This is a genomic window from Hallella seregens ATCC 51272 (assembly GCF_000518545.1).
GTDB lineage: Bacteria > Bacteroidota > Bacteroidia > Bacteroidales > Bacteroidaceae > Prevotella > Prevotella seregens.
In genome coordinates this window covers 1-23,076 of sequence record NZ_JADU01000036.1, presented here as the reverse complement: position 1 = coordinate 23,076, position 23,076 = coordinate 1, and the positions used below count along the sequence as shown (strand labels likewise).

The following is a 23,076-nucleotide window of genomic DNA, read 5'->3' as shown; positions in this document are numbered from 1 at the left end:
CTCAAGCAGGGCGACACCGACGGCTACCGCGACCTGCTCGCCGCGTTCCTCTCCAGCATTCCCTACTCCGCACGCCGCCATGAGAACGAGCGAGAGCAGGAGCGCTACTTCCAATACACCGTCTACCTGCTCATGCGCATGATGAGCGTCTACACCGTTTACCACGAGAAGCACACCAGCCAGGGCCGTGCCGACTTCGTCATCGAGACCCCGCGCTTCGTCTACATCTTCGAGTACAAGCTCGACCGGCCCGCCGCCGAGGCCATCCGCCAGATCGAGGAAAAGGGCTATGCCCGCGAGTACGCCCAAGACCCCCGGCCCGTCTACTGCATCGGCTGCACCTTCAGCAGCCAGACCGGTACCGTGGGCGACTGGGCATGCCAGGCCGTATAGCCCCCCGCAGCCCGGCACCAACGGCATGCCGGGCCGGCCGGAAAGCCGTCACCCCCTAAAGGCAAGCCCGCAACTCCCTGATGAAAACCCCGCAATCGCCTGACGACAAACCCGTAATCGCCACACGAGAAACCCGCAATCGCCTGACGATAACGGTGTAATCACCGCGCGATTACACCATCAAGGTTCTGCAAAAACGGCAGAACCCCACGGTGCATGCGGCTAAACATCCTATAAACACGGCATATCCCGCCTACAAATCCCGCCCATCATCCCTCTCATAACAGCCCATCATCCCTCCCATAACAGCCCATCATTTCCTCCTATAACAGCCCATCATCCCTCCCATAACAGCCTATCATCTCTTATAACATCCTATAAATCCTATCATTTCGGCTCAAACCATCCTCCGTAGGGGCCGGCCTCCGTGCCGGCCCGCACGTTTGGTACAAACGATTGGCGGGAGGGCGCAGTGGTTTGGCAAGACGACACCACGCGTTTGAATGCCCTTGCGGGGCATGCGGGCCGGCACAGAGGCCGGCCTTACAGGCGCAGCCAGTTGTCCACCATCCGGCGGCCGTCGGGCGTGAGCACGCTCTCGGGGTGGAACTGGATGCCGCGAATGTTGTAGTTTCGGTGGCGCAGGGCCATGATGTGGCCCTCGTCGGACACGGCCGTGACCTCCAGACACGCGGGAAAGGCGGTGCGGTCGACCACCCAACTGTGGTAGCGTCCCATCACGATGCGCCGGGACAGCCCCTCGAAGAGGGGGTCGTTGCCCAGCTGCGTGCCCTCCGTGGCCACGCCGTGATACACTTCGGCCAGGTTCTTGAGGCGTGCACCGAACGCCTCGCCGATGGCCTGATGGCCCAGGCAAACGCCCAGGATGGGCTTGCGGCCGGCATAAGTCCTAACCACATCGAGCAGGAGGCCGGCCTCCGAGGGGATGCCCGGGCCGGGGCTGAGGACGATACGGTCGAAGGGTTCCAGCTGACCGAGCGTGAACTGGTCGTTGCGGTACACCTCCACGTCGGCCCCAAGCGATTCCACCAGCTGGGCCAGGTTGTACGTGAAGCTGTCGTAATTGTCTATGATAACGGTTTTCATGAGAGTATTTTCTTGAGGAGTTAAAGGAGTTAAGGAGTTAGAGGGAGTTAAAGACAACGGTCTTGCTCAAAGTTCCGGCTCGTCTTACTGTATATTCCGGCTCGTCTTATTCTATGCTTAGGCTCGTCTTACTCAATATTCTGGCTTGTCTTGCCCAAAGCATCGGCTCGTCTTGCCCACCGTTCCGGCCGCTCCTCGTCCGCACTCTTCCCCTCCCTTTAATTTTGAATTTTGAATTCTGAATTTTGAATTGCTAAACTTTTTCCGCGATTCTGATGGCTTTGACGAGGGCGCCGAGCTTGTTGTTGCACTCCTCCAGCTCGTATTGGGCATCACTTCGGGCCACCACACCGCTGCCCGCCTGGAACCACAGCTCGCCGTTGCGGGCGATGAACGTGCGGATGACGATGGCCTGATTGAGGTCGCCGTTGAGCCCGATGAAACCGATGCAGCCGCCGTAGGCCCCGCGGTTGTGGGGTTCCATCTCGGTGATGAGCTGCATGGCGCGCACCTTCGGCGCGCCCGAGAGCGTGCCGGCAGGGAACGTATCGAAGAATGCCCTGATGGGATCGGCGCCGGGCCGCAGCGTGCCGCTGACGCGGCTGACCAGATGAATGACGTGGCTGTAGAACTGCATGTCCTTGTAGAAGTCCACCTTCACGTCGCGGCAACTGCGGCTCAGGTCGTTGCGCGCCAGGTCGACGAGCATCACGTGCTCGGCATTCTCCTTGGGGTCGCTGCGCAGGAACTCGGCGTTGCGGCGGTCGGCCTCGGGGTTGCCCGTGCGGCGCGTGGTACCGGCAATGGGGTCTATGCAGGCGCGCCCGGCCTCGATGCGGCAGTGTGTCTCGGGACTGCTGCCGAAGATACGGAAGCCTCCGAAGTCGAAATAGAACAGATAGGGCGAGGGATTGACGGAGCGCAGGGCGCGGTAGAGCTTGAAGTCGTCGCCCTCGAAGCGTTGTACGAACCGCCGCGACACCACGATCTGGAACACGTCGCCGCGCAGACAGTGCCTCACGCAGCGGCGGACGTTGGCCTTATGCTCCTCGTCGGTGAGCGTGGAAGTGGCCTCGCCCACGGGCCTGAAGCCGTAGGGCTTCACGTTGGCGCGGTTGATGGCCTTCTCCAGCGCGTCGAGTTGTGCGTTGCCCTGCGCCTCTGCCGCGTCGTCGGGCCCGGCAGTCCGGATGCCGTCGGCCGTGTCGCCGCCGGCCGGAACGAGGGTGACGAGGGTGAGCGTGTTGTTGAAATGGTCGAACACGAGGAGGTCGCGGTACATGATGTAGCAGATGTCGGGCGCGTCGTTCTCGGCCATGGTGGTGTCTTTCACCTCGATGTTCTCGAAATAGCGCACGGCGTTGAACGAGGTAAAGCCGTAGAGTCCGCAGCAGTCCGCGCGCTCGCCCGTCACCCTGAAGCGGCCCATGAACCTGCCGAAAGCCTCGGCCACGGCCTGCTTGCAAGCCTCGCCCCGGCCGGGAGCGGGCTGCGGCAGAGGCTCGTCGAGCATGGTGCCGTCGGGCCAGGAACAGGTCACGCGGCCATGGCTCACGGCGATGGAGGCCATGGGATGGCAGCCGATGAACGACCGCGCGTTGTCGGTGGCGTGATAGTCGGAGCTCTCCATGAGGGCCGACTGCGGGTAGAGGTCGCGCAAACGCATGTACACACCCACGGGTGTATAGAGGTCTGCCAGTATCTTGCGGGCCACGGCGTGGTAGCTGAAGCCCTGTGGTGTGGTGTCGTTGGTCATTTGTCTTAACTCCATAACTCCTTAACTCCTTTAACTCCTTGGATTAAAACTCCCCGTATGCCCCGGCCATGTCCTTGTAGGCGAGGTAAGTTTCCACATCTTTGTCGCCGCGGCCCGAGACGGTGAGCACCACGATGTCGTCGTGTCGGAACGTCAGTTTGCCGAGCGCGGCCACGGCATGCGCGCTCTCGATGGCCGGGATGATGCCCTCAAGACGCGTCAGTTCGTAGCCCGCGCGCACGGCTTCAGCGTCGGTCACGGCCAGAACCTGCTCGCGTCCCTGCCGGGCCAGATGGGCGTGCATGGGCCCGATGCCCGGATAGTCGAGGCCGGCCGAGATGGTGAAAGCCTCTTCTATCTGTCCGTCGGCGGTCTGCATCACCAGCGTGCGTGCCCCGTGGATGATGCCCTCGCTGCCGCAATGGATGGTGGCGGCCGTGTGGCCGGTGTCGGTGCCGCGGCCGGCGGCCTCGGCGAGAACTATCCTTACCCGCTCGTCGTCCACGTAGTGGTAGATCGTGCCGGCGGCGTTGGAGCCCCCGCCCACGCATGCCACGAGCCAGTCGGGGTGGTCGCGGCCCGTCTTTTCCCGCAACTGCCACCTGATTTCCTCGGAGATGACGCTCTGCATCCGGGCCACAATGTCGGGGTAAGGGTGCGGGCCCATGGTGGAACCCACGATGTAAAACGTGTCGGCGGGGTGGCAGCACCAGTCGCGTATGGCCTCCGAACAGGCGTCGCTCAGCGTCATGTTGCCCGTGGTGACGGGGTGCACCGTGGCCCCGAGCATGCGCATGCGCTCCACATTGGTGTGTTGCCGCTCCACGTCGGTCTTGCCCATGAAGACCTCGCAGGGCATGCCCATCAGGGCGCAGACCGTTGCCGTGGCCACGCCGTGCTGTCCGGCGCCGGTCTCTGCAATGATGCGCGTCTTGCCCATCTGCCGTGCCAGCAGTATCTGTCCCACGGTATTGTTGATCTTGTGCGCGCCCGTGTGGTTCAGGTCTTCGCGTTTCAGAAAGATGCGGCAGCCGTAGCGGCGGCTCAGCCGACGGGCCTCGTAGAGCGGTGAAGGCCGTCCCACGTAGTCGTGCAGCAGCTGGCGGTACTCCCGTTTGAAGTCCTCGCTCTCGAGGATGGGCAGGTAAGCCTCCTGCAAATCGTGCACGCACTTGTACAATATCTCGGGCACATAGGCCCCTCCAAAGGGTCCGTAGAAGCCCTCGGGGCTGGGATTGAGTTCTTGTTCCATAGCGATTCTTATTGTTTGAGCGCGTCGTACAGCCGGCCGACGGCCTCTTCGGCATCGCCCGTCTGGCGCAGCAGCGTGACGAACTTGCTGCCAATGATGGCCCCTGCGGCGTGGGCCTGCGCGCTTTCCAGCGTCTGCCGGTTGCTGACGCCGAAGCCAATCATGCGCGGATGGCGCAGGTTCATGGCGGCGATGCGCCCGAAATAGGCCATCCGCGCCTCGTCGAAGCTCTGCTGCGCGCCGGTGATGCCGGCCGAAGAAACCATGTAAATGAAGCCGTCGGTGTGCTCGTCGATGAAGCGGATGCGCTCCGCCGAGGTCTCTGGAGTAATCATCATGACCACGCGCACGTCGTAGCGGTCGGCCAAGGGCTTCACCGTTTCCAGATAATCCTTGAACGGAAGGTCGGGGATGATGCAGCCGCTGACGCCGCTCTCCACGCAGTTTTGGAAGAAACGCTCCAGTCCATGGTGCATGACGACGTTGAGATAGCCCATCAGCACCAGGGGGACGGCGACCTCGTGCCTGATGGCCCGCAGCTGGTCGAAGAGCAGTTGGAGCGTCATGCCGTTCTTCAACGCCACCGCTCCGGCGCTTTGAATGACGGGCCCGTCGGCCAGCGGGTCGCTGAATGGGATGCCCACCTCGATCATGTCGATGCCCCGCCGCTGCAGCGTGAGGACGACATCGGCCGTCATGTCCAGCCTGGGACAGCCGGCGCAGAAGTAAATCGAGAGCAGCTTGCGGTCGCCGCGCTCCGCGAAAAGTCGGTTGATGCTGTTCATCTCTTAGGGTAATGGTTTTACAGGAGTGATGGAGTGATGGAGTGATGGAGTTAAGACATCACCCCAAGCGGTGCTCCATCGGCGGGCCAGGAAGCGAAGAACCTTGCCCCACGACTGGGCCAACCGCAGATTTTGAATTGTGAATTATGAATTCATAATTGCTCAACTGCTCTCATTTTGAATTGTGAATTATGAATTTTGAATTGCCCAAATGAATGCGCGCAGCCGTTCCACGTCCTTCAGTCCGGGCTCTGTCTCGAAGCGGCTGTTCAGGTCTACGCCGGCAAACTGCGGGTGGCGGAAGGCCCGAATGCGCGCCGCATCGTCGGGCCCGATGCCTCCACTGAGCAGAAAGGGCGTGTTGCCGTCGTAGGCATCGAGCACACTCCAGTCGAACTGCCGGCCGCTGCCGCCCTGCGTGGGGCCGTGGGTGTCGAAGAGAAACAGGTCTACGGCACCCTCGTAGGCGCGGGCGCGGGCCACGTCTTCGCGCGAGCCGACGCCCAGAGCCTTGATGATTTTGATGCCGGGGGCTATGTCGGGGACGAGCGTTGACCGCAGGTTCTCTATCATGACGCGGCTCTCTTCGCCGTGGAGCTGCACGTAGTCGAGCTTGTAGTTGTAGACGCGCGTCACGATGGTTTGCGGCATTTCGTCCACGAACACGCCGACGCGGGCCGGAGCCTTTGAACTTTGAACTTTGAACTTGGAACCTTGAGGCTTGAGGTTTGAATCTTGAACTTCCGGCCCGGGACTTTCCGGCCCGGACGCGGCGGAGGCGGCGTGTGCCTGACGGAACCGCTCCTCGCTGTAGTCGGGAATGATGCCGGCCTGAGACGAAACCATGCGCACAAAGCGCGGGCTCTCGGGCCAGAAAACAAAGCCCATCATGTCTACGCCAAGCGCAGCCACTTCGCGAATATTCTCGGCATCGCGCATGCCACATACCTTGATTATCATATCTTAAAGGAGTTAAGAAGTTATGGAGTTAAGGAGTTAGGGGATGGAGTTATGGAGTTAAGTGAGGGAGTGATGGAGTTAAGGGCGGCCGTGAAGTCGGCCAAGGCGCGGCCGGGGTCGGACTGACGCATGAAGTGCTCGCCCATGAGGAAGCCGCGGAAACCGGCCCGGCGCAGCCCCACCACCGTCTCGGGCCGCGCGATGCCGCTCTCGCTCACCGCGCACACGCCCTGCGGCAACCGCCCGGAGAGCCTGAAACTGTTGTCCACGTCGGTGACAAAGGTGCCCAGGTTGCGGTTGTTCACGCCATACATGTCGGGTTCCAGCGCGGCGTGGTCGAGGTCGCGCTCGCCGTGCATCTCCAGCAACACCTCCAGTCCGAGCCCGCGGGCCGTGCGCATGAGCGTGCGGCACGTGTCCAAGTCCAGGCAGGCGGCAATGAGCAGCACGGCCGACGCCCCGCAGAAGCGGGCCTGGAACAGCTGGTATTCGCAGACGATAAAGTTCTTGTAGAGCACCGGAATGGTGACGCCCGACTGCCGGGCCTCCTGCACGAACTCGTCGTAACCGCCGAAATAGTCGGTATCCGTGAGGATGCTCAGGGCCGCGGCGCCGTTGGCCTGATAGGCCAGGGGGACGGCACCGGCCCGCGCCTCGCGGTTGATCCAGCCCTTGGCGGGCGACTTGCGCTTGAACTCGGCGATGATGCCCGTGGGCGAATCCATCAGCGCGCACCGCATGGAGGGCGGCGCCGACGCCTCGCGGGCCATCTGTTCCTCCACCAGGGCGTGGAGCCTGCGCGGCGGAACAAACTGCATGCGCTGCTCCATCTCCATGCGCTTGTGGGCTACTATCTCTTCCAATATATCCACTTTCTTGGGTCTTTGAACGTTGAACATAGAACTTTCCTTACTTGGAACACGAAGCCTTGAGGCTTGAAACATTGAACTTTGAGCTTGGAACATTAAAACTTTCTTGCCTTGAACTTTGAACTTTTGGGGGTGAGCCTGATGGTTTGAACCTTGGATGGCCCTGCCTGCGGCTTGCCCGCACCATCACAAAGCCCAATGTTCCAGCTTCCATGTTCAATGGTTCAGCTCGACAAACTTCCTGAACGTGCGCAGGGCGCGGCCGCTGTCGAGGCTCTCGCGGGCCAGCTCCACGCACTCCGCCACGGTCTTCCGCCCGCGTTCGAGCACCTGGATGCCAAAGGCGGCGTTGGCCAGCACGATGTTTTTCTGTGCCGGCAGGGCCGTTCCCTGCAGCACCGCGTCGAAGATGCGGGCGGCCTCCTCCTCCGTGGCCCCGCCCGCCAGCTCCTCGGGACGGGCCGGTGCAAAGCCGAGGTCGGCGGGACTGAAGATGCGCTCGTAGCTGTTGGTCGTCACCTTGAAGTCGCCCGTGAGCGAAATCTCGTCGTAGCCCTCCATGCTGTTCACGATGCCGTAGTCGATACCAAGCCTCTGATACACCTGATGGTACAGCCGCATCTGGTCCAGATTGGCCACGCCGAGCAGCTGGCACTGGGGCTTCGAGGGGTTGATGATGGGCCCCAGCAGGTTGAAGAACGTGGGGAAGGGCAGGGCCTTGCGGATGGCGCCCACAAATTTCATAGCCCGGGCGAAGAGCTGCGCGTGCAGGTAGACGATGCCGCACTCGTTGATGGAGCGGTTCAGACGGGCCACATCGTCGGTGAACGACACGCCATGGTTCCTGATGACGTTCGACGCCCCGCTCACGCTGGTGGCCGAAAAGTTGCCGTGCTTGGCCACGCGGTAGCCCGCCCCGGCAATGACGAAGCACGCCGTGGTCGAGATATTGAACGTGTTCTTGCGGTCGCCGCCCGTGCCCACCACGTCAATGTAGCGGTCGCAGTCGAGCGGCACGGCCACGCCCGTCTCCAGAATGCCGTCGCGAAAGCCCAGCAACTCGTCCACGGTGATGCCCCGCATCTGGATGGCGGTGAGCAGGGCGGTGAGCTCAGGGTCGGTAAATTCGCCGCGTGTGATGGCTACGAGCAGGGCCTTGGCCTCCTCGCGCTGCAGCTCCTCGTGGCTGAGGAGCCGGTTGAAAAGGGCTGTCATGTCCATGGTTTGCATCATTTTTGTCATGTTCCTGTGGTTTGGCGGGGCGGCTCCGGGTTTTTGCCGAAACGGGGCCGTGGCTTTGCCGAAGCGGCCCTGGGGAGATGCCGTGGGGCCGTCCGGCGTTTTTCGCTGCGCGATTGCCGCGTTGCCGCCGCGCGTTTGCGGCCTTTTCGCCGGGCGATTGCGCCGCCGTCGCGTTGCGTTTGCGGCGTTGCCGCCGGGCTGTTGCGGTGTTGCCGGCGGGCTGCTGTGGCGTTGCCGTGGTGCGGCGGCCGCCGGGCCGGGAAGCCGCCCGGTTGTGCGGGCAAACGAAAAAGAGGCCTGTCGTAAGAACGGCAGGCCTCCTTGTATCTTGTTTGCACCAAGTAACTACACGGCTGGGCGACTCACGACTTCTTCAATCTTGAGTTGCGCCACCACCAATATGCAGATACATGATTGCTCATTTGCTGTTGTTGTTTTGTGAATTTGGCTGCAAAGATACGTTTAATATTTGATTCTGCAAACTTTTTGCCCTTTTTTTTGCCCATCAGCCATAGTTTTAACACGAATGGTTTCGTGGGAGGGCACGCGGGGTTTTATAGGAGGGGATATGCCGTCATAGGATATGATAGGTGGCGTTGAGGGGAAAACATGCAGGGGATTTGTAGAACGGCACGCGGGGTTTTGTAGAACGAGACGCCGATGCAAAGCCGCCCGGCGCGGCACGGTGAACCATAAAATAAGACGCATGCCCGAAAAAGTCGTTCGTTGATTTGCAAGATTAAAAGATTCCAACTATCTTTGCCAGCAAAGAAATCACTATGCCACAGCTCGTCATCAACATAGAGAACAAAGGGATACTGGCAAGTCTCAAGAGGGTGTTGTCCTCTTTGGATGGTGTGTCTATTGTCAAGACCATCCACACTTCCTCCCCCTCCCGCCCCGACATTACCCAAACGGCCGGCTACCGGGAGGCCATGGAAGACAAGCGGGAGGGACGCGTGTATCATGCCGACAACGCCGAAGACATGCTCAAACAGATTTTAGGCTGACCATGCCCTACCGCATTTCTTATACCAATCGCTTCAAAAAAGACGTGAAGCGATGCTTCAAACGGGGTCTCAAGATGGAGAAACTGCAAGCTGCCATCGACATTCTTTCCAGCGAAGGCAGTCTTCCGGCAAGCTACAAACCCCATCCGTTGAGTGGCAACCACGCCAACCAGTGGGAGTGTCACCTCACTCCCGACTGGCTGATGATATGGGAACAGAACGACAAGGAACTCTCCCTGCTGTTTCTGCAAACAGGCAGCCACTCCGACTTATTCTGACCCCGCCATCCGTTCCATCTCCAGACTGGCCCACACGAAGGGGCCGATGCCCTTGGCGTCGTTGTCGCGGATGGGCTCGCTCATGTAGTAGTCGAAGGAGCCGTCGCGCTTGTAGTTGGGCGTCTTGACGTAGGGACCGGGGGCCGGGCCCAGGCCGCTCACCGAGCAGCAGCGGGTGAGCGAGATTGTCTTGTCGGCATTGACGCGCACGAACTCCTTGAGAATGCCGTTGTAGGCACGGATGCCGGCCTCCTTGAAGCCGGCGTCCAGATAGCCCAGGCGCGCGCCCTTGAGCAGGCAGTAGGCAAACATCGACGAGCAAGTGGCCTCGAGATAGTTGCGCTCGTCGTCGACATCGAGCACGTCGCGCCACACGCCCGTCGCGGCGTCCTGGTGTTTCACCACCTGCGCCATGGCCTTGCGGAAGAGGCTCTCCACCTCGCCGCGGCGGTCATAGTCGGCGGGCAGCGCGTCGAGCACCTCGAGCATGGCCATGGTGTACCAGCCCAGGGCGCGGCCCCAGGTGTGGCGGCTGCGGCCCGTGGCGGGGTCGGCCCAGAAGGCGGAGTGGGTCTCGTCCCAGGCATGCTTCCACAATGCCGTGGCGTCGTCGTAGGTGCGGCGGTCGGTCTTCACAATCTGGTCCACGGCGTCGGGCCAGTATTTCGCGCGGGCTTTCCGCTCGCCCTTGAGCGCGGGGGCAGCCAGCGTGTAGTAAGGCAGCCCCATGAAGATGCCGTCCAGCCACACCTGGTTGGCATAGATGGCCTTGTGCCACCACACGCCCTCGCGCGTTCGCGGCTGCTGCTCCAGCTGCTTGAAGAGCGTGCGCAGGGCCCGGCCGAGGTTGGGCTGCGGCTCCAGCTCGTTCATGCGGTAGATGAATCGGGCCGTGCGCACGTTGTCGAGGTTGTAGTCCTTGAGGTCATAGCCCGTGATGTTGCCTTTTTGGTCGATCATCTTGGCGGGATAAGCCCGCAGATAGTCGAGTATGCGGCCGTCGTTGTAGGCCAGGTAGGTGTCGAGCATGCTCTCCATCTCGATGCCCATGACGTAGCTCCACTTGGGTTTCTTCGAGAAGTCGAGCAGCCAGCTCTGGGGCACGCGCTGCATTTCGGAGGCCACCATCCACTCCGAGTAACGCTTGTAGGGGCGGTCGGCCTCGGCCAGCACGAGCGAGCCGTTGATGAAAAGCTGGTCGAAACGGATGTTGCGCGTCTTGCCGGTGATGCTCACGGGCTGCCGTGACACGCCGTCGAAGCGGCAGTTCTTCACCGTCACGTCGCTCACGTTCTCGATGTTGTTCAGCCCGATAATCTGCACGCCGTACTTGCTCTCGCGGCTCGTCACGTTCTCCATGTAGACCCGTCGCACGGTGGGCTCGAAGCCGCGGTAGCACTGTTCGCGCGGCTCGTAGTCGAGGTTGATGCGCAGCACGGCCTCGTTGCACTGCCCCACGGTGACGTTGCGCATGTTGATGTTCTCGATGACGCCGCCCCGGCAGTTGTTGGTCTTGATGCGCAGCACGCGGTCCAAGTGGGGCGAGTCCATGTGGCAGTCCTCTGCAAACACGTTGCGGCAGCCGCCTGAGATCTCCGAGCCTATGACCACGCCGCCGTGTCCGTCCTTCATTTTGCAGTGGCGTATGATGATATTCTCCGACGGTCGGTTCCACAAGCGGCCGTCGTTGTTGCGTCCGCTCTTGATGGCGATGCAGTCGTCGCCGGTGTCGAACGTGCAGTTTTGTATCAGTACATTGCTGCAAGCCTCGGGGTCGCAGCCGTCGCCGTTGGGCCCGTCGTTGGTCACGGTGACGCCGTCCACGGTGATGTTGGTCGAGAGCAGGGGGTGAATCACCCAGAAAGGCGAGTTGGCGAGCGTCAGTCCCTCCACCAGAATGCCGTCGCAGGCGTTGAAGTTGACGAGCTGCGGGCGCAGTCCGCGGCCCATGCCGAAGCGTCGCTCGTCGGCCGGCACGCCGTCTTCGGCCATCTTCAGCAGCTGCGCGCGTGCGCCCAGGCTCTGCGCCTCCTTGGTCTGGCCGGCCACAAATCCGTATTTTGCCGCGCCGCACATGGGCCACCAGGTGTCGCGGCTGCCGTTGCCATCCACCGTTCCGCGGCCCGTCAGGCCCACGTCGGTGGCCTGGTAGGCGTAGATGCAGGGCGAATAGTTCCAGCACTCCAGCCCCTCCCACGAGGTCTTGACCAGCGGGTAGAGGGCGGGGTCGAAGGCAAACTTGAGCGTGGCACCCTCCTCCACCACGAGGTTCACGCGGCTTTGCAGGCGGATGGCGCCCGTGAGCCACTCGCCACGGGGCACGACGACGCGGCCGCCGCCCTGCCGGGAGCAGGTGGCGATGGCACGGTTGATGGCTTTCTGGTTGCGGGCAGCCGTGGCCCGCACGGAGGCGCCGAAGTCGGTGATGCGGTATTCGCGCCCGGCGAACACGGGTTTGCGGATGCTTTGTTCAATCTGCCGGTACTGGGCCTCGTCCCACGACTGCGCCAGCGCCAGCAAAGGAAGCAGGAGAGCCGCCAGCCATAACGTGATCTGTCTCTTCATAAGATATGTAAAAATGGGTTTGTTTTAGCTTGTTGCAGGTCGTAGTCAGCATAAAAAGACAGGCCTACAGTCTTCACAGACTCAACCTGCCAGCATTACTACTAAACAATATGAACCACGGTCGTCCTGACGAAAACGCTTCGTCTTCCGACCATTAATCTCCCGACAAAGTTAAGAAAGTATTTCCACAAAGCACGCCGAAGAGTGTTAAAAAAGCCATTTTACCTTAAAATTATTTGCAAGTATGGAAAAGAAAGCCTATATTTGCTACTGTTTTTCAGAGGTTTCGCGAGTTTTTTCCAGCGAAATCATCTCGTGAGGTTGGTAGCTTCCTGCACCAACCTCTTTTGTTTGGGCCTTTCCAGACCCCGGCCCGAACGCCTCCCGACACCCTTGCAAGGGCGTGGCGCGCCTACCGGCAAAAAGAAAAAGGCGGAGAATGGGTGAGCCTCTTGTCGGATTCGAACCAACGACCCCGAGATTACAAATCACGTGCTCTGGCCAACTGAGCTAAAGAGGCGGGTGGGCAAGCGGTTCTTATCGCGCCGCTACAACCAAGTACCCTTGCTGCGTTCCCGCCCTGGGGGATTCCGAGGGAGCTGGCCGTAAGAGACTTGCCCGTGTTTGCATTAGCGACTGCAAAGGTAAGGCTTTCCACCCGAAAACGGGCAGACGGCCCGCAAAATCCGCCTCGATTTAACATTAATTGGGAAACAACCGGCGGGGCGTGTACGCCGTTATCGCATAAAATGCGTACCTTTGCAGCCATGATAATGAATGTATCCGCACTGGTGCAGGTCAAGGCCTTTGCCCGTCAGGACGGTGTTTTCCTGGCCCTGCTGTGGCTGTGCAGCTTCCTGCTCATGGTGCTGGCGCCCGCCTCGTCGCTGGGAGGGCTGCTGGCCTTGGCCACCCCGTTCTTCGTGGGCTGGCTGCTCGTCCGCTTTCGCAACCATGCCCTCGGCGGCTTCATCTCCTTCAGGCGCGGCCTGGCGTTCTCGTGGTTCACCTTTTTCTATGCTTCCCTGCTCTTCGCCGTGGCGCAGTACGTCTACTTCCGCTACTTCGACCACGGGGCAATGATGGGCATGCTCGTGACCAGCATCAAGGCGCTCGAGGAGGCCTACCGGGCCAACGGCGCGGCTACGGCCCGGCAACTGGGCGAGTTGCGCCAGGCCATGACGCTCGTCGGCCAGCTGTCGCCCATCGAACTGGCCTTCATCTTCATGATGCAGAACATCTTCTCAGGTGCCGTGCTCGGCTTCCCCATCGCCCTGGTCTGCCGCCGCGCCCCACATTCTTAATGCTCTATACACTGTCTATATGGATATATCGGTTGTTGTGCCTCTCTACAATGAGGACGAGTCCCTGCCCGAACTCCACGCCTGGATACGGCGCGTGATGGCCGCCCACGGCTACACCTACGAAATTATCTTCGTCAACGACGGCTCCACCGACCGCTCCTGGGAGGTCATCGAGCGGCTCGCACGCGAGGACGGGAACGTGCACGGCATCAAGTTCCGACGCAACTACGGCAAGAGTCCGGCCCTCTATTGCGGCTTCAACAAGGCCCAGGGCGACGTGGTTGTCACCATGGACGCCGACCTGCAAGACTCTCCCGACGAGATCCCCGCCCTCTACCGCATGATCGTTGACGAGGGCTACGACCTCGTGTCGGGCTACAAACAGAAACGCTACGACCCCCTCACCAAGACCATTCCCACCAAGCTCTTCAACGCCACGGCACGCAAAATCTCGGGCATTCACAACCTGCACGACTTCAATTGCGGCCTCAAAGCCTACCGCCGCGACGTGGTGAAGAACATCGAAGTCTACGGCGAGATGCACCGTTACATCCCTTATCTGGCCAAGAATGCCGGCTTCGACAAGATCGGCGAAAAGGTGGTGCACCATCAAGCACGCAAGTACGGCTCGTCGAAGTTCGGCATCAACCGCTTCTTCAACGGCTATCTGGACCTGCTCACGCTCTGGTTTCTCACCAACTTCGGCAAGAAGCCCATGCACGTGTTCGGGCTCATCGGCAGCTTTATCTTCTTCATCGGCTTCGTGGCCCTGTGCTGGCTGGGCATCGAGAAGGCCGTCGACCTGTGCCACGGAGCCTATGGCGACCTGCTTTCCAACCACGCCTCGTTCTACATTGCCCTCACGGCGCTGCTGCTTGGCTCCCAGTTTTTCCTGGCCGGATTCATCGGCGACCTCGTGAGTCGCCAGAATCCGAGCCGCAATGACTACCAGATCGAGGCCCAGATAGGCTGAAAACATCCCTCCTATGGCACACTCCCATCACCAGCGCTGGCTGTCCGCAGGCATGTTGCTGGCCGTGCTCGTCACGGCAGCATGCTCCAGTGTGGACTGTCCGCTCAACAATACGGTCTACGCCAACTACAAACTCATGGGCCGGGTAACCACCCTGCCCGACACGCTCACCATATCGACCACCCGCCAGAACGGCTTCGACTCGGTGATTATCAACCGTCAAGTGGGCACCGACAGCTTCTCGTTGCCCATGAGCTACGTGCAGGACGAGGACGTGTTCTACCTGCGCACCAACGCCACGATGGACACCATCCGCCTCCGAAAAACCAACCATCCCCACTTCGAGTCGGTGGACTGCGGGCTCAATTACTTCCACACGCTCACCGGAGTGACGTTCACACGCCACGCCCTCGACTCGGTTGTCATTCATCATCAAGAAGTGACCTATGACCCTACGCCCAAGCATCTGCACGTCTTTTTCAAGGAGCATCGCTATTAGCCTGCTGTTCTTCGGGGCCGTCATGGCGGTCGGGGCGCAGGGTTCGCGCTCCCGTCAGGAGGCCCAGGAGCGGTTGCGGCAGCAGCAGATGGACGATTCCATCCCCCTCTACCGCGGCTTTCAGGTCAAGGCCGACCTTGTGGGGCTCATCCAGCGCGCCGTGTCCGACTACGGACAGCTCGAAGCCGGCGTGCGCGTGAACCTCAAGGACAAGTACTTTCCCACCGTCGAGCTGGGCCTCGGCACGGCCGACCACCACGACATCGTGACGCAGACCGGCTACAAAACCTCGGCACCCTACCTCAAAATGGGCGTGGACTTCAACATCATGAAGAACAAACACGACATCTACCGCGTCTATGCGGGTGCGCGTTATGCCCTTACTTACTTCAAGTTCGACCTGTCCCACCCCGACCTCATCGACCCCGTCTGGGGCGGCCGTTCCCCTTTCCGCTTCGCCGGCATCAAGGCCAACTGCCACTGGTTGGAGCTGCTCGCGGGTGTCGACGCCCGTATCTGGGGCCCCGTCCACCTGGGCTGGACGGCCCGTTACCAGCGTCGGCTCGTCCACAACGACGGCTCGCTGGGCAACACCTGGTATGTGCCCGGATTCGGAAAGCAGGGCGGAAGCCGCATCAGCGGCACGTTCGAGCTGATGCTCGAGTTCTGAACGCCCGCGCCGCAAGGCGGCGCACGCATCCGCAACAAACAGCGCACCTATATATAATAAGGTGAAAGCCACCACCCACGACTCATGGAAAAGAAGCAAAAGAAACAGCTGGCCTGGCAGGTTCCGTTCCTCCTGCTGCTCATCGTAGGCACCATTCTCATCATCTCGCACCAGCGCAGCATGCCCTATCAGCACGACGAGGGCTTCATTTTCGGCACCGTTTACCACGTCACCTACCAGAGCGACCGCGACCTGCACCCCGGCATCGTGGCCGAAATGCAGCGTGTGGACAGCGCGCTCTCCCCTTTCAACAAGCAGTCCATCATCTCCCACGTGAACCGAAACGAGCCCACACGCCTCAACGATATGTTCGTTCGGGTGTTCACGCTGGCCGAGGAGGTGTCGCGCGAAACCGACGGAGCCTTCGACATCACCGTGGCCCCGATGGTCAATGCCTGGGGCTTCGGCTTCAAGCAGGGGCGTGCCCCCTCGCCCCAGGCCATCGATTCGCTGCGCGCCATCGTGGGCTACCGCAAGGTGAGACTGAGCGGAGGCCGCGTCGTCAAGGCCGACCCGCGCATCATGCTCGACTGTTCGGCCATCGCCAAAGGCTATGGCTCCGACGTGGTGGCCGCCTACCTGCGCCGCCAGGGCGTCGCCAACTTCATGGTAGAGATAGGCGGAGAGATCGTCTCGCGCGGCATCAGCGAGAAGCGCGTGCCGTGGAAGATAGGCGTCACCAAGCCCACGGACGACTCCCTGCAGCAGAACCAGGAGCTGCAAACCGTGCTCAACGTCACCGACAAGGCCATGGCCACCAGCGGCAACTACCGCAACTTCTACTACAAGAACGGCCGCAAATACGCCCACACCATCGACCCGAAGACGGGCCGCCCCGTGCAGCACAACATCCTTTCGGCCACCGTTCTTGCCGACAACTGCGCCACGGCCGACGCCTATGCCACGGCGTTCATGGTGACAGGACTCGACGGTGCACGCCGCATCCTGGCCCGCCACCCCGAGCTCATGGCCTATTTCATCTATGCCGACGCGCAGGGCCGCAACCAGGTTTGGTTCTCGCCCACGCTTAAAGACAAGATTGTGAAGTAGGCCCGCCGCCGCCACACCCACCCCGCGCATGGAAAACCTCGGCCTCTACACCAAGCTCACGAGCCAGCCGCTCTTCACCGGCATGAGCCGTGACGAGCTCGAACGCATCGTCACGCAGACGCGCTTCGACTTCATCAAGGCTGCGCCCGGCCGCCCCATCGTGGCCGAAGGCGACCGTTGCGGCCGGTTGTTGCTGCTCGTCGACGGCCTGATGGAGGCCGTCACCACGGCCGACGACCGCGGCTACGCCGTCAGCGAGCAGCTGCGCGCGCCTTTCACGCTGCAGCCCGAACTGGTGTTCGGCCTGTCCCAACGCCACACCAGCACCTTCGCGGCCCTCACGCCGTGCAGCCTCATCAGCATCGACAAGAACGAAACGCTGCGTCTCACGGCCTCCTCGCTCATCTTACGCCTCAACCTGCTCAACCTCCTCTCCACCGCCTTGCAGAAGCAACGCCACACCCCTTGGCGCAGCCTGCCCCACGATCTCGACCACCGCGTGCGCCGGTTCTTCGCCGACCACTGCCTCTATCCCGGCGGACCCAAGGTGTTCCACATCAAGATGCGCCGGCTGGCAGCCGAACTCAACGACACCCGCCTCCGCGTGTCGCAGGTGCTCAACGCCCTGCAGGCCGACGGACTGCTCACGCTCGGGCGCAGCCGCATCGTCGTGCCGTCCATGGAAGCCCTGATGGGATAGCGGTGATATAAAACAAAAAACAACGCCACGACCCAGCATTTCCCGTTGTTTTTTGTTGTTTTTGTTGTCTTTGGCAGCGTCGTGCGCTGTTGTTTTTACGGCCGGACGCAGAGCGAAAAACCGTATATAATTACCTGATTATTGTACAAATACGCATCGTCCGCCCCGTTTTCGCCATTCCGAAAAGGGAATAATTTTGCCCTTTTCCTTGGCCCAATCGCACAATATACCTAACTTTGCAGCCGCTTTAGACAATACTCAGGATGAAAAATTTATGCAAAAAAGCCCGACAAACGTCCGTGATGGCCCTGTCGGCATGCCCGCTCCTGATGCCCGCGGCCCTGTTTGCCGAAGGCCGGAGTGATGCTAAAACAATCCAAGACACCGTAGCCTACAAGAATCCCGTGAACCTGAACGAGGTGGTGGTCACGGGCCAAGGCAGCGCCATTCAGAAGCGGCGGCTGTCGTCGGAAGTCACCACCGTCTCGGCCTCACAGCTGGCCCACATGCCCGGCGGCCGTCTCGACCAGCAGTTGCAGACGCTGCTCCCCAACGTTCAGTTCACCATAACCAGCGGCCAGCCCGGCACCACATCGATGATTAAGGCGCGCGGCCTGTCGTCGGCACTGGTCAATTCCACCCCCGTCATCTATGTGGACGGCGTGCGAATGGACAATCTCAACACCGGCACCACCCTCTCCAACAAGTTCGCTGAGACCGTGCTCGGCGGCAACGTAGACGGCCAGGCCGCCGCCTCGGGCTCCATCGCCGACATCCCGATGGAGAACATTGACCACATCGAATACGTGCCGGGCGGCGCGGCCACCACGCTCTACGGCTCGGATGCCGGCAACGGCGTCATCCAGATCTTCACCCGCAAGGGCGGCAAGGGCCGCTTCGCGGGCAGCGCGGGAGTGGAACTTGGCATCGACGAGGCCACGTCGCAGTTCTACCATTTCCGCCGCACCAAGCAGCTGCTCAACCAGACCGGCTACACGCAGAAGTACCGCCTCGCCTTCTCGGGCGGCACCGACCGCGCCGGATACAGCCTCGGCGCCAGCATGAGCCGCGGCACGGGCATCGTGATTCACAACGGCAACGAGTCGAAGAAATACGAGCTGCGCTTCGGCTCGCACCTGCGCATCAACCGTCTGCTGGAGTATCAGAACTCCTTCGGACTGGCTGCCGCCGACTTCCGCCGCTCGCGCAACGGCAACGACGGCAACTACACCGGCCTGTGGTTTGCCGAGGGCAGCACGGCCGCCTACTTCGCCTACACCGATGCCGACGGCCGACGACGCAAGTTCGGAGCCGACATCGACGCGGCCGACGACCAGCAGTGGGCACAGATGCGCGCTTTCGTGGACCGCGCCGAAGCCCTGCAAAACAACAAGGAGAGCGTGAAACGCTTCCAGACTTCACAGCAGTTCACGCTCACGCCGCTGCGCAATCTCACCCTCAAGGGCCTCTTCGGCGTGGACTATCGGTACAATACCGACAAGAACATTGAGACCAATGCCTACCTCATCCACACGCAGGTGAAGCCCGCTGGAACCACTGATGCAGGCAGCATTGCCAACTACGACCGCAACTATTTCGGCGTCACGGCCGACCTCAACGGCCAGTACAAGCTCTACCGCAACGCGCTGAGCAACATCCTCACCGGCGGATTCCAGTACTTCAACACCCGCGACCACCAGTCGCTCTACGTGGGCAAGGGCGTGCGCGACGGCGCGCAAGTGCTCACCGGCGCCGCCACGCAGATGGCCGACGAGTGGCTGAGCTACCTCAACAACTACGGCTTCTACCTGCAGGACAACCTGGGCCTGGCCAACCGTTACTACCTCGACCTGGGTCTGCGCGTGGACTACAACACGGCTTTCGGCGACAACGTGGGCTGGCAGGCCTACCCCAAAGTGGGTCTCTCCTACGTGCTCTCCGACGAGCCTTTCCTGGAGCCCCTCACCCGTCACGGCTGGGTGCGCTCGGCCAAAGTCTTTGCCAACTACGGCGTGGCCGGCACCTACCCGCCCGCCTTTGCCTATCAGAAGACCGTTTCCGTGGCCTCGTTCCAGGGCCGCCAGGCGGCCGCCTTCGGCAATTACGGCAATGCCGACCTGGGCCCTGAGCGCAAGCACGCCTACGAGCTGGGGCTCGTGGCCTCGCTGCTGAACGACAGGCTCTCGGTGGGCTTCACCTGGTACTACTCCCTCACCAAGGGCGCCCTCTTCTCGCTGCCCACGCTTCCCTCGTCGGGACAGGCCTCGAGCTATCTGGCCAACGTGGGCGAGATACGCAACCGCGGCGTGGAACTCAACCTCGGCGTCAACTTCCTGCGCACCCGCCACTGGAAAGGCGCGCTGCGTGCCTCGCTCAACACCAACGACAACTGCGTGCTGAGCACGGGCGGCGCCGTGCCGTTCAACATCGGTGGCTTCTCTGCACGCACCATCGAGACCGTGGTCGAGCAGGGCAAGCCCGTGGGCATACTGCGCGGCTCGAAGACCACACTCAACGCCGACGGCACCGTGGCCTCCACCCAATACCTGCAAGACCTGGGCACCACGCTGCCCACCCTCTACGGCAACTTCTCGCTCAATCTCTCGTGGCAGAAGCTCAGCCTCCTCGTCACCGGCGACTACCAGACGGGCAGCTACGTCCATTCCTTCGACCGGCAGTTCCGCTTTGCCCGCGGCGTGGCCGACCCGGCCATCCCCGACGCCGCCCTGGCCGGCACCACCCGGGCCAAGGGATGGCTCGACTTCACCAACTTCTTCGTCGAGAAAGCCGACTTCCTGAAGATACGAACCATCTCGCTGGACTACACCATCACCCTGCACCACGGCCCCGTGCGCAGCGTCGACCTGGGGCTGCACCTCTACAACCCGCTGGCCTTCACCGCCGCCTCGGTAGACCCCGAGGCCCTCCTCTCGGGCGCACACTCGCAGGGAGCCGTGGCCACGGCGGGCTTCAACTACTCCACTTTCTCCGCGCCCCGCCAGTATGTGCTGTCGGCAGCCATCAATTTCTAATCCTCATATTCCTCATTCTTATCACCCGACATCATGAGATTCCTACACTATACCCTCCTCTCCGCCGTCCTGCTGGGGCTCAACGCCTGCCAGCTGGTGCAGCCGGAAAGCATCGTCAACCCCAACGTCGACGAGGACACCTTCCTCCGCTCGGCCGACGCCATGGACGCTTGGGTGGCCGGCACACGCATGAAGACGGCCACGGCCATCGGCAAGTGGTGCCAGTTTGCCGAGATTCTCTCGGACAACTACTTCAACAACCACTCGCGCAGCAGCAAGGCGTTCGACTTCCCGCGCCTACTCCACACCGACACCGACATCGCCACCATGCAGCGCAGCGTGGCCACCCTGCGCGAGATGGCCGACTATGGACTCACCACCGTGGCCGCCCGCCAGGCCCCCACGCGCAGCCAGCAGTTCGAGCTCTACAGCATTAAAGCCTACGGACAGCTGCTGGCCGGCGAGACCTTCACCGGCCTGCCCCTGCAGTCGGGCGGCGAGGCACGCCCCTGGGCCGACCACCTCCGGGCGGCTCTGCACACGCTGGCACAAGCCCGCGCCTCGGCCGACTCGGCCTCGCAGCGCGCCTTCGTGGCCACGCTGGCCGCACGGGCATGGCGCATGCTGGGACAAAAGGACAGTGCCGTGGCCATGGCCCGCGAGGCGCTGGCCCAGAGCAGTGACTTTGTTCGCCAGGTCTCCTTCGACGGCGAGAACAACGTGAACAACGCCGCACAGGAGGCGATATGGGGCACATGGTTCCAGCCGCTGCCGCGCCTCGACTTCCTCGACCCCAAGTATTTCCAGCGCACCAGCACCGAGCAGCGTCCCATCACCCTGGCCAAGGCCGAGGAGGCCTGGCTCATCCTGGCCGAGGCACAACTCGCCGAGGCCGACCTCACGGGGGCCAAGGCCACGCTCGGCCGGCTGCTGCAGCTCGTCAGGAGCCGCCCCGTGGCCAAGGGCGTGAACGATCAGCTGGAGAAACGCGACAACGGCATGTACCGCGTCTACCCCAAACGGGCCGACTACCGCGTGCGCGCCTCGGCCTCCGACTCGCTGCGCAGCGGCCTCATCGTCGACAGGCAGGCACCGGCACTCATCGACATCCCCTACATCTCGGGCACGTCGGTGACGCAGTCCATGATCGACGGCCTCGCCACACACGACGCCGCGCTGGAGTTGCTCTACCTGCTGCGGCAGGAAATCTTCTTCGGCGAGGGCCGTCGGGTGGCCGATCTGGGCATCCGTCTGCCGCTGTGCGAGGTTGAGGCGGCCCACGCCGCACACGGCGAGGACTACACCGAGGCCCGCATCCCCGCGTTCATCCCCACCAACCAGGGCATGGACGACTTCACCATCGACGAGGAGACGCGCACGGTGACCGTCACCTACAACATGAACCGCGTCCTCGTCAAGAACCGACAGGCCGACAGCGTAGTGCCTTTCGAGTAGTAGGAGGGCCCGCTCCTCACGCCGCCCCCGCTGCCCCGCACGCCGGGACACGCGTCTTCGCACGCCAAGACCATCGTTACCGCACGCAGAGACATGTGTTTTTGCACGCAGAGACGCGGAGACAAGGAGGACAACCCCACAGGCTCCGCACGACAGACCGCAGAGGCTGGGAGGGAAAAGAGGAGAGGGAGACCGCGTTGCGCATAGGTGTTTAGACAGAACAACATATTGAACATATGGCTGCGCAGTGAAAGCTCTCACAGATTTCACAGATTACACAGATGCTGCGCGATGGCTGTTTGAACTAAACAATATGCCTGGCAGATGGCTCCGCGATGGGTGGTTGGACAGAACAACATATTGAACAAATGGCTCCGCGGCGGTTGTTTAGACAGAACTACATATAAAACAGATGGCTAAGCGGTGAAGATTCTGACAGCCCGACGGCAGACCTACTAAATAGAACGGTGGGGCAAAACCAATGGTTTTGCGCCACCGTTCCCCATTTTTCTCCATCCAATTGTAGGGATATATGCGCTGTAATTGTAGGATATACACTGCAAGATGATATCTAAAATGTATCTAATTGAGAAAGAAGAAGTTACCTTGTGGTACAAACTAAATAGGTAACGATTTGGAAACGAGCGAAGTGCTTTCTATCGCATATTTCTACATCAACAAAGAACGCTTGTTATTCTGTTTGCAAAGATAATCATTTGCTTTGAATAACAAGCGTTTTTGATAAGAATTTCGTTCATTTGCGTCATCATTGAGTTTTTTGGTGATTGGAAATAGATGGAAAAGCCACTCTACTTTGACCCCTTTGGCCAAGTAGAATTTGCTCCTGTTGGCCACAACATGATTGACCCTTGTAAAGTTCTGGTGCAGGGGTCAATTTTATTTTACCCTTTTAGATACTCTGGCTTTTCTTAGCCCTTAACTTACGCATGCTTTCGCCATATAATTCTATGGTATGCGCCGTATGAATGATACGGTCAAGAATGGCATCTGCTATTGTCGGGTCCCCCACCATGTCATACCAGTTGGACGCAGGGTACTGTGAGGTTATGATGATGGATTTCCGTTCATGCCTGTCTTCGATAATTTCGAGCAGTA

At 61.1% G+C, this 23,076-nt stretch carries 20 protein-coding genes and 1 tRNA gene; 11 read left to right on the top strand and 10 right to left on the bottom strand.

The window, feature by feature from the left end; genetic code table 11:
- On the top strand, nucleotides 1-393 hold a 393-nt coding region (locus tag L888_RS13615; RefSeq protein WP_044249155.1), incomplete at its 5' end, for a PD-(D/E)XK nuclease domain-containing protein.
- 543 nt (nucleotides 394-936) lie between these two features.
- On the opposite strand, the gene L888_RS0110320 is transcribed toward L888_RS13615, so the two are convergent.
- The 7 genes from L888_RS0110320 to trpD form a co-directional block, all read right to left on the bottom strand.
- Entirely contained in the window at nucleotides 937-1,500 is a 564-nt protein-coding gene (locus tag L888_RS0110320) for an anthranilate synthase component II (RefSeq protein WP_027952834.1), read from the bottom strand.
- A gap of 253 nt (nucleotides 1,501-1,753) precedes the next feature.
- Nucleotides 1,754-3,271 (bottom strand): anthranilate synthase component I family protein, encoded by a 1,518-nt coding sequence (locus L888_RS0110315; protein WP_044249152.1) that lies wholly within the window; start codon nucleotides 3,269-3,271, stop codon nucleotides 1,754-1,756.
- A 28-nt stretch (nucleotides 3,272-3,299) separates the two neighbouring features.
- A complete protein-coding gene (gene trpB, locus L888_RS0110310) occupies nucleotides 3,300-4,508 on the bottom strand; it encodes a tryptophan synthase subunit beta (RefSeq protein ID WP_027952832.1) in 1,209 nt (402 codons plus the stop codon).
- Between the two features lie 8 nt (nucleotides 4,509-4,516).
- Nucleotides 4,517-5,293 carry a tryptophan synthase subunit alpha gene (trpA, locus tag L888_RS0110305; protein WP_027952831.1) on the bottom strand — a complete coding sequence of 259 codons (777 nt, stop codon included), beginning with the start codon at nucleotides 5,291-5,293 and terminating at the stop codon, nucleotides 4,517-4,519.
- 189 nt (nucleotides 5,294-5,482) lie between these two features.
- Complete coding sequence (locus tag L888_RS0110300; RefSeq protein WP_027952830.1) at nucleotides 5,483-6,253, bottom strand: phosphoribosylanthranilate isomerase; 771 nt, start codon at nucleotides 6,251-6,253, stop codon at nucleotides 5,483-5,485.
- 20 nt (nucleotides 6,254-6,273) lie between these two features.
- Complete coding sequence (locus L888_RS0110295; RefSeq protein ID WP_027952829.1) at nucleotides 6,274-7,152, bottom strand: indole-3-glycerol phosphate synthase TrpC; 879 nt, start codon at nucleotides 7,150-7,152, stop codon at nucleotides 6,274-6,276.
- Between the two features lie 186 nt (nucleotides 7,153-7,338).
- A complete protein-coding gene (gene trpD, locus L888_RS0110290) occupies nucleotides 7,339-8,343 on the bottom strand; it encodes an anthranilate phosphoribosyltransferase (protein WP_015310455.1) in 1,005 nt (334 codons plus the stop codon).
- 800 nt (nucleotides 8,344-9,143) lie between these two features.
- On the opposite strand from trpD, the gene L888_RS0110285 reads away from it, so the two are divergent.
- Entirely contained in the window at nucleotides 9,144-9,374 is a 231-nt protein-coding gene (locus L888_RS0110285; protein WP_005847129.1) for a hypothetical protein, read from the top strand.
- A 2-nt stretch (nucleotides 9,375-9,376) separates the two neighbouring features.
- Nucleotides 9,377-9,652, top strand: a complete 276-nt coding sequence (locus tag L888_RS0110280) for a type II toxin-antitoxin system YafQ family toxin (RefSeq protein ID WP_005847131.1) — start codon at nucleotides 9,377-9,379, stop codon at nucleotides 9,650-9,652.
- Here L888_RS0110280 and L888_RS0110275 read toward each other — a convergent pair.
- Nucleotides 9,644-12,217: a glycoside hydrolase family 88 protein gene (locus L888_RS0110275; protein WP_027952828.1), complete on the bottom strand. Its 2,574-nt coding sequence runs from the start codon at nucleotides 12,215-12,217 to the stop codon at nucleotides 9,644-9,646. The genes L888_RS0110280 and L888_RS0110275 overlap by 9 nt on opposite strands.
- Nucleotides 12,218-12,663: 446 nt before the next feature.
- Nucleotides 12,664-12,737: transfer RNA gene (locus L888_RS0110270), tRNA-Thr, on the bottom strand.
- Nucleotides 12,738-12,984: 247 nt separating this feature from the next.
- Here L888_RS0110270 and L888_RS0110265 point away from each other — a divergent pair.
- The 8 genes from L888_RS0110265 to L888_RS0110230 all read left to right on the top strand — a co-directional run bounded on the left by L888_RS0110265 (nucleotide 12,985) and on the right by L888_RS0110230 (nucleotide 21,960).
- A complete protein-coding gene (locus L888_RS0110265) occupies nucleotides 12,985-13,521 on the top strand; it encodes a DUF4199 domain-containing protein (protein WP_245594866.1) in 537 nt (178 codons plus the stop codon).
- A gap of 19 nt (nucleotides 13,522-13,540) precedes the next feature.
- The gene (locus tag L888_RS0110260) at nucleotides 13,541-14,494 is read left to right on the top strand and encodes a glycosyltransferase family 2 protein (protein WP_005847136.1); all 954 of its coding nucleotides are present in this window, start codon (nucleotides 13,541-13,543) and stop codon (nucleotides 14,492-14,494) included.
- Between the two features lie 13 nt (nucleotides 14,495-14,507).
- Nucleotides 14,508-14,993 carry a DUF6452 family protein gene (locus L888_RS0110255; RefSeq protein WP_015310457.1) on the top strand — a complete coding sequence of 162 codons (486 nt, stop codon included), beginning with the start codon at nucleotides 14,508-14,510 and terminating at the stop codon, nucleotides 14,991-14,993.
- A complete protein-coding gene (locus L888_RS0110250; RefSeq protein WP_027952826.1) occupies nucleotides 14,941-15,663 on the top strand; it encodes a DUF6048 family protein in 723 nt (240 codons plus the stop codon). The genes L888_RS0110255 and L888_RS0110250 overlap by 53 nt, the downstream gene beginning before the upstream one ends.
- 84 nt (nucleotides 15,664-15,747) lie before the next feature.
- A complete protein-coding gene (locus tag L888_RS0110245) occupies nucleotides 15,748-16,773 on the top strand; it encodes an FAD:protein FMN transferase (protein ID WP_027952825.1) in 1,026 nt (341 codons plus the stop codon).
- Nucleotides 16,774-16,801: 28 nt separating this feature from the next.
- A complete protein-coding gene (locus L888_RS0110240) occupies nucleotides 16,802-17,473 on the top strand; it encodes a Crp/Fnr family transcriptional regulator (RefSeq protein ID WP_027952824.1) in 672 nt (223 codons plus the stop codon).
- Between the two features lie 302 nt (nucleotides 17,474-17,775).
- Nucleotides 17,776-20,505, top strand: coding sequence for a TonB-dependent receptor domain-containing protein (locus tag L888_RS0110235; RefSeq protein ID WP_005847145.1), 2,730 nt, complete (start codon nucleotides 17,776-17,778; stop codon nucleotides 20,503-20,505).
- Nucleotides 20,506-20,538: 33 nt separating this feature from the next.
- Entirely contained in the window at nucleotides 20,539-21,960 is a 1,422-nt protein-coding gene (locus L888_RS0110230) for a hypothetical protein (RefSeq protein WP_027952823.1), read from the top strand.
- Nucleotides 21,961-22,870: 910 nt separating this feature from the next.
- Here L888_RS0110230 and L888_RS13610 read toward each other — a convergent pair.
- The coding region (locus tag L888_RS13610) for an ATP-binding protein (protein WP_044249148.1) at nucleotides 22,871-23,076 on the bottom strand (206 nt) is incomplete at its 5' end.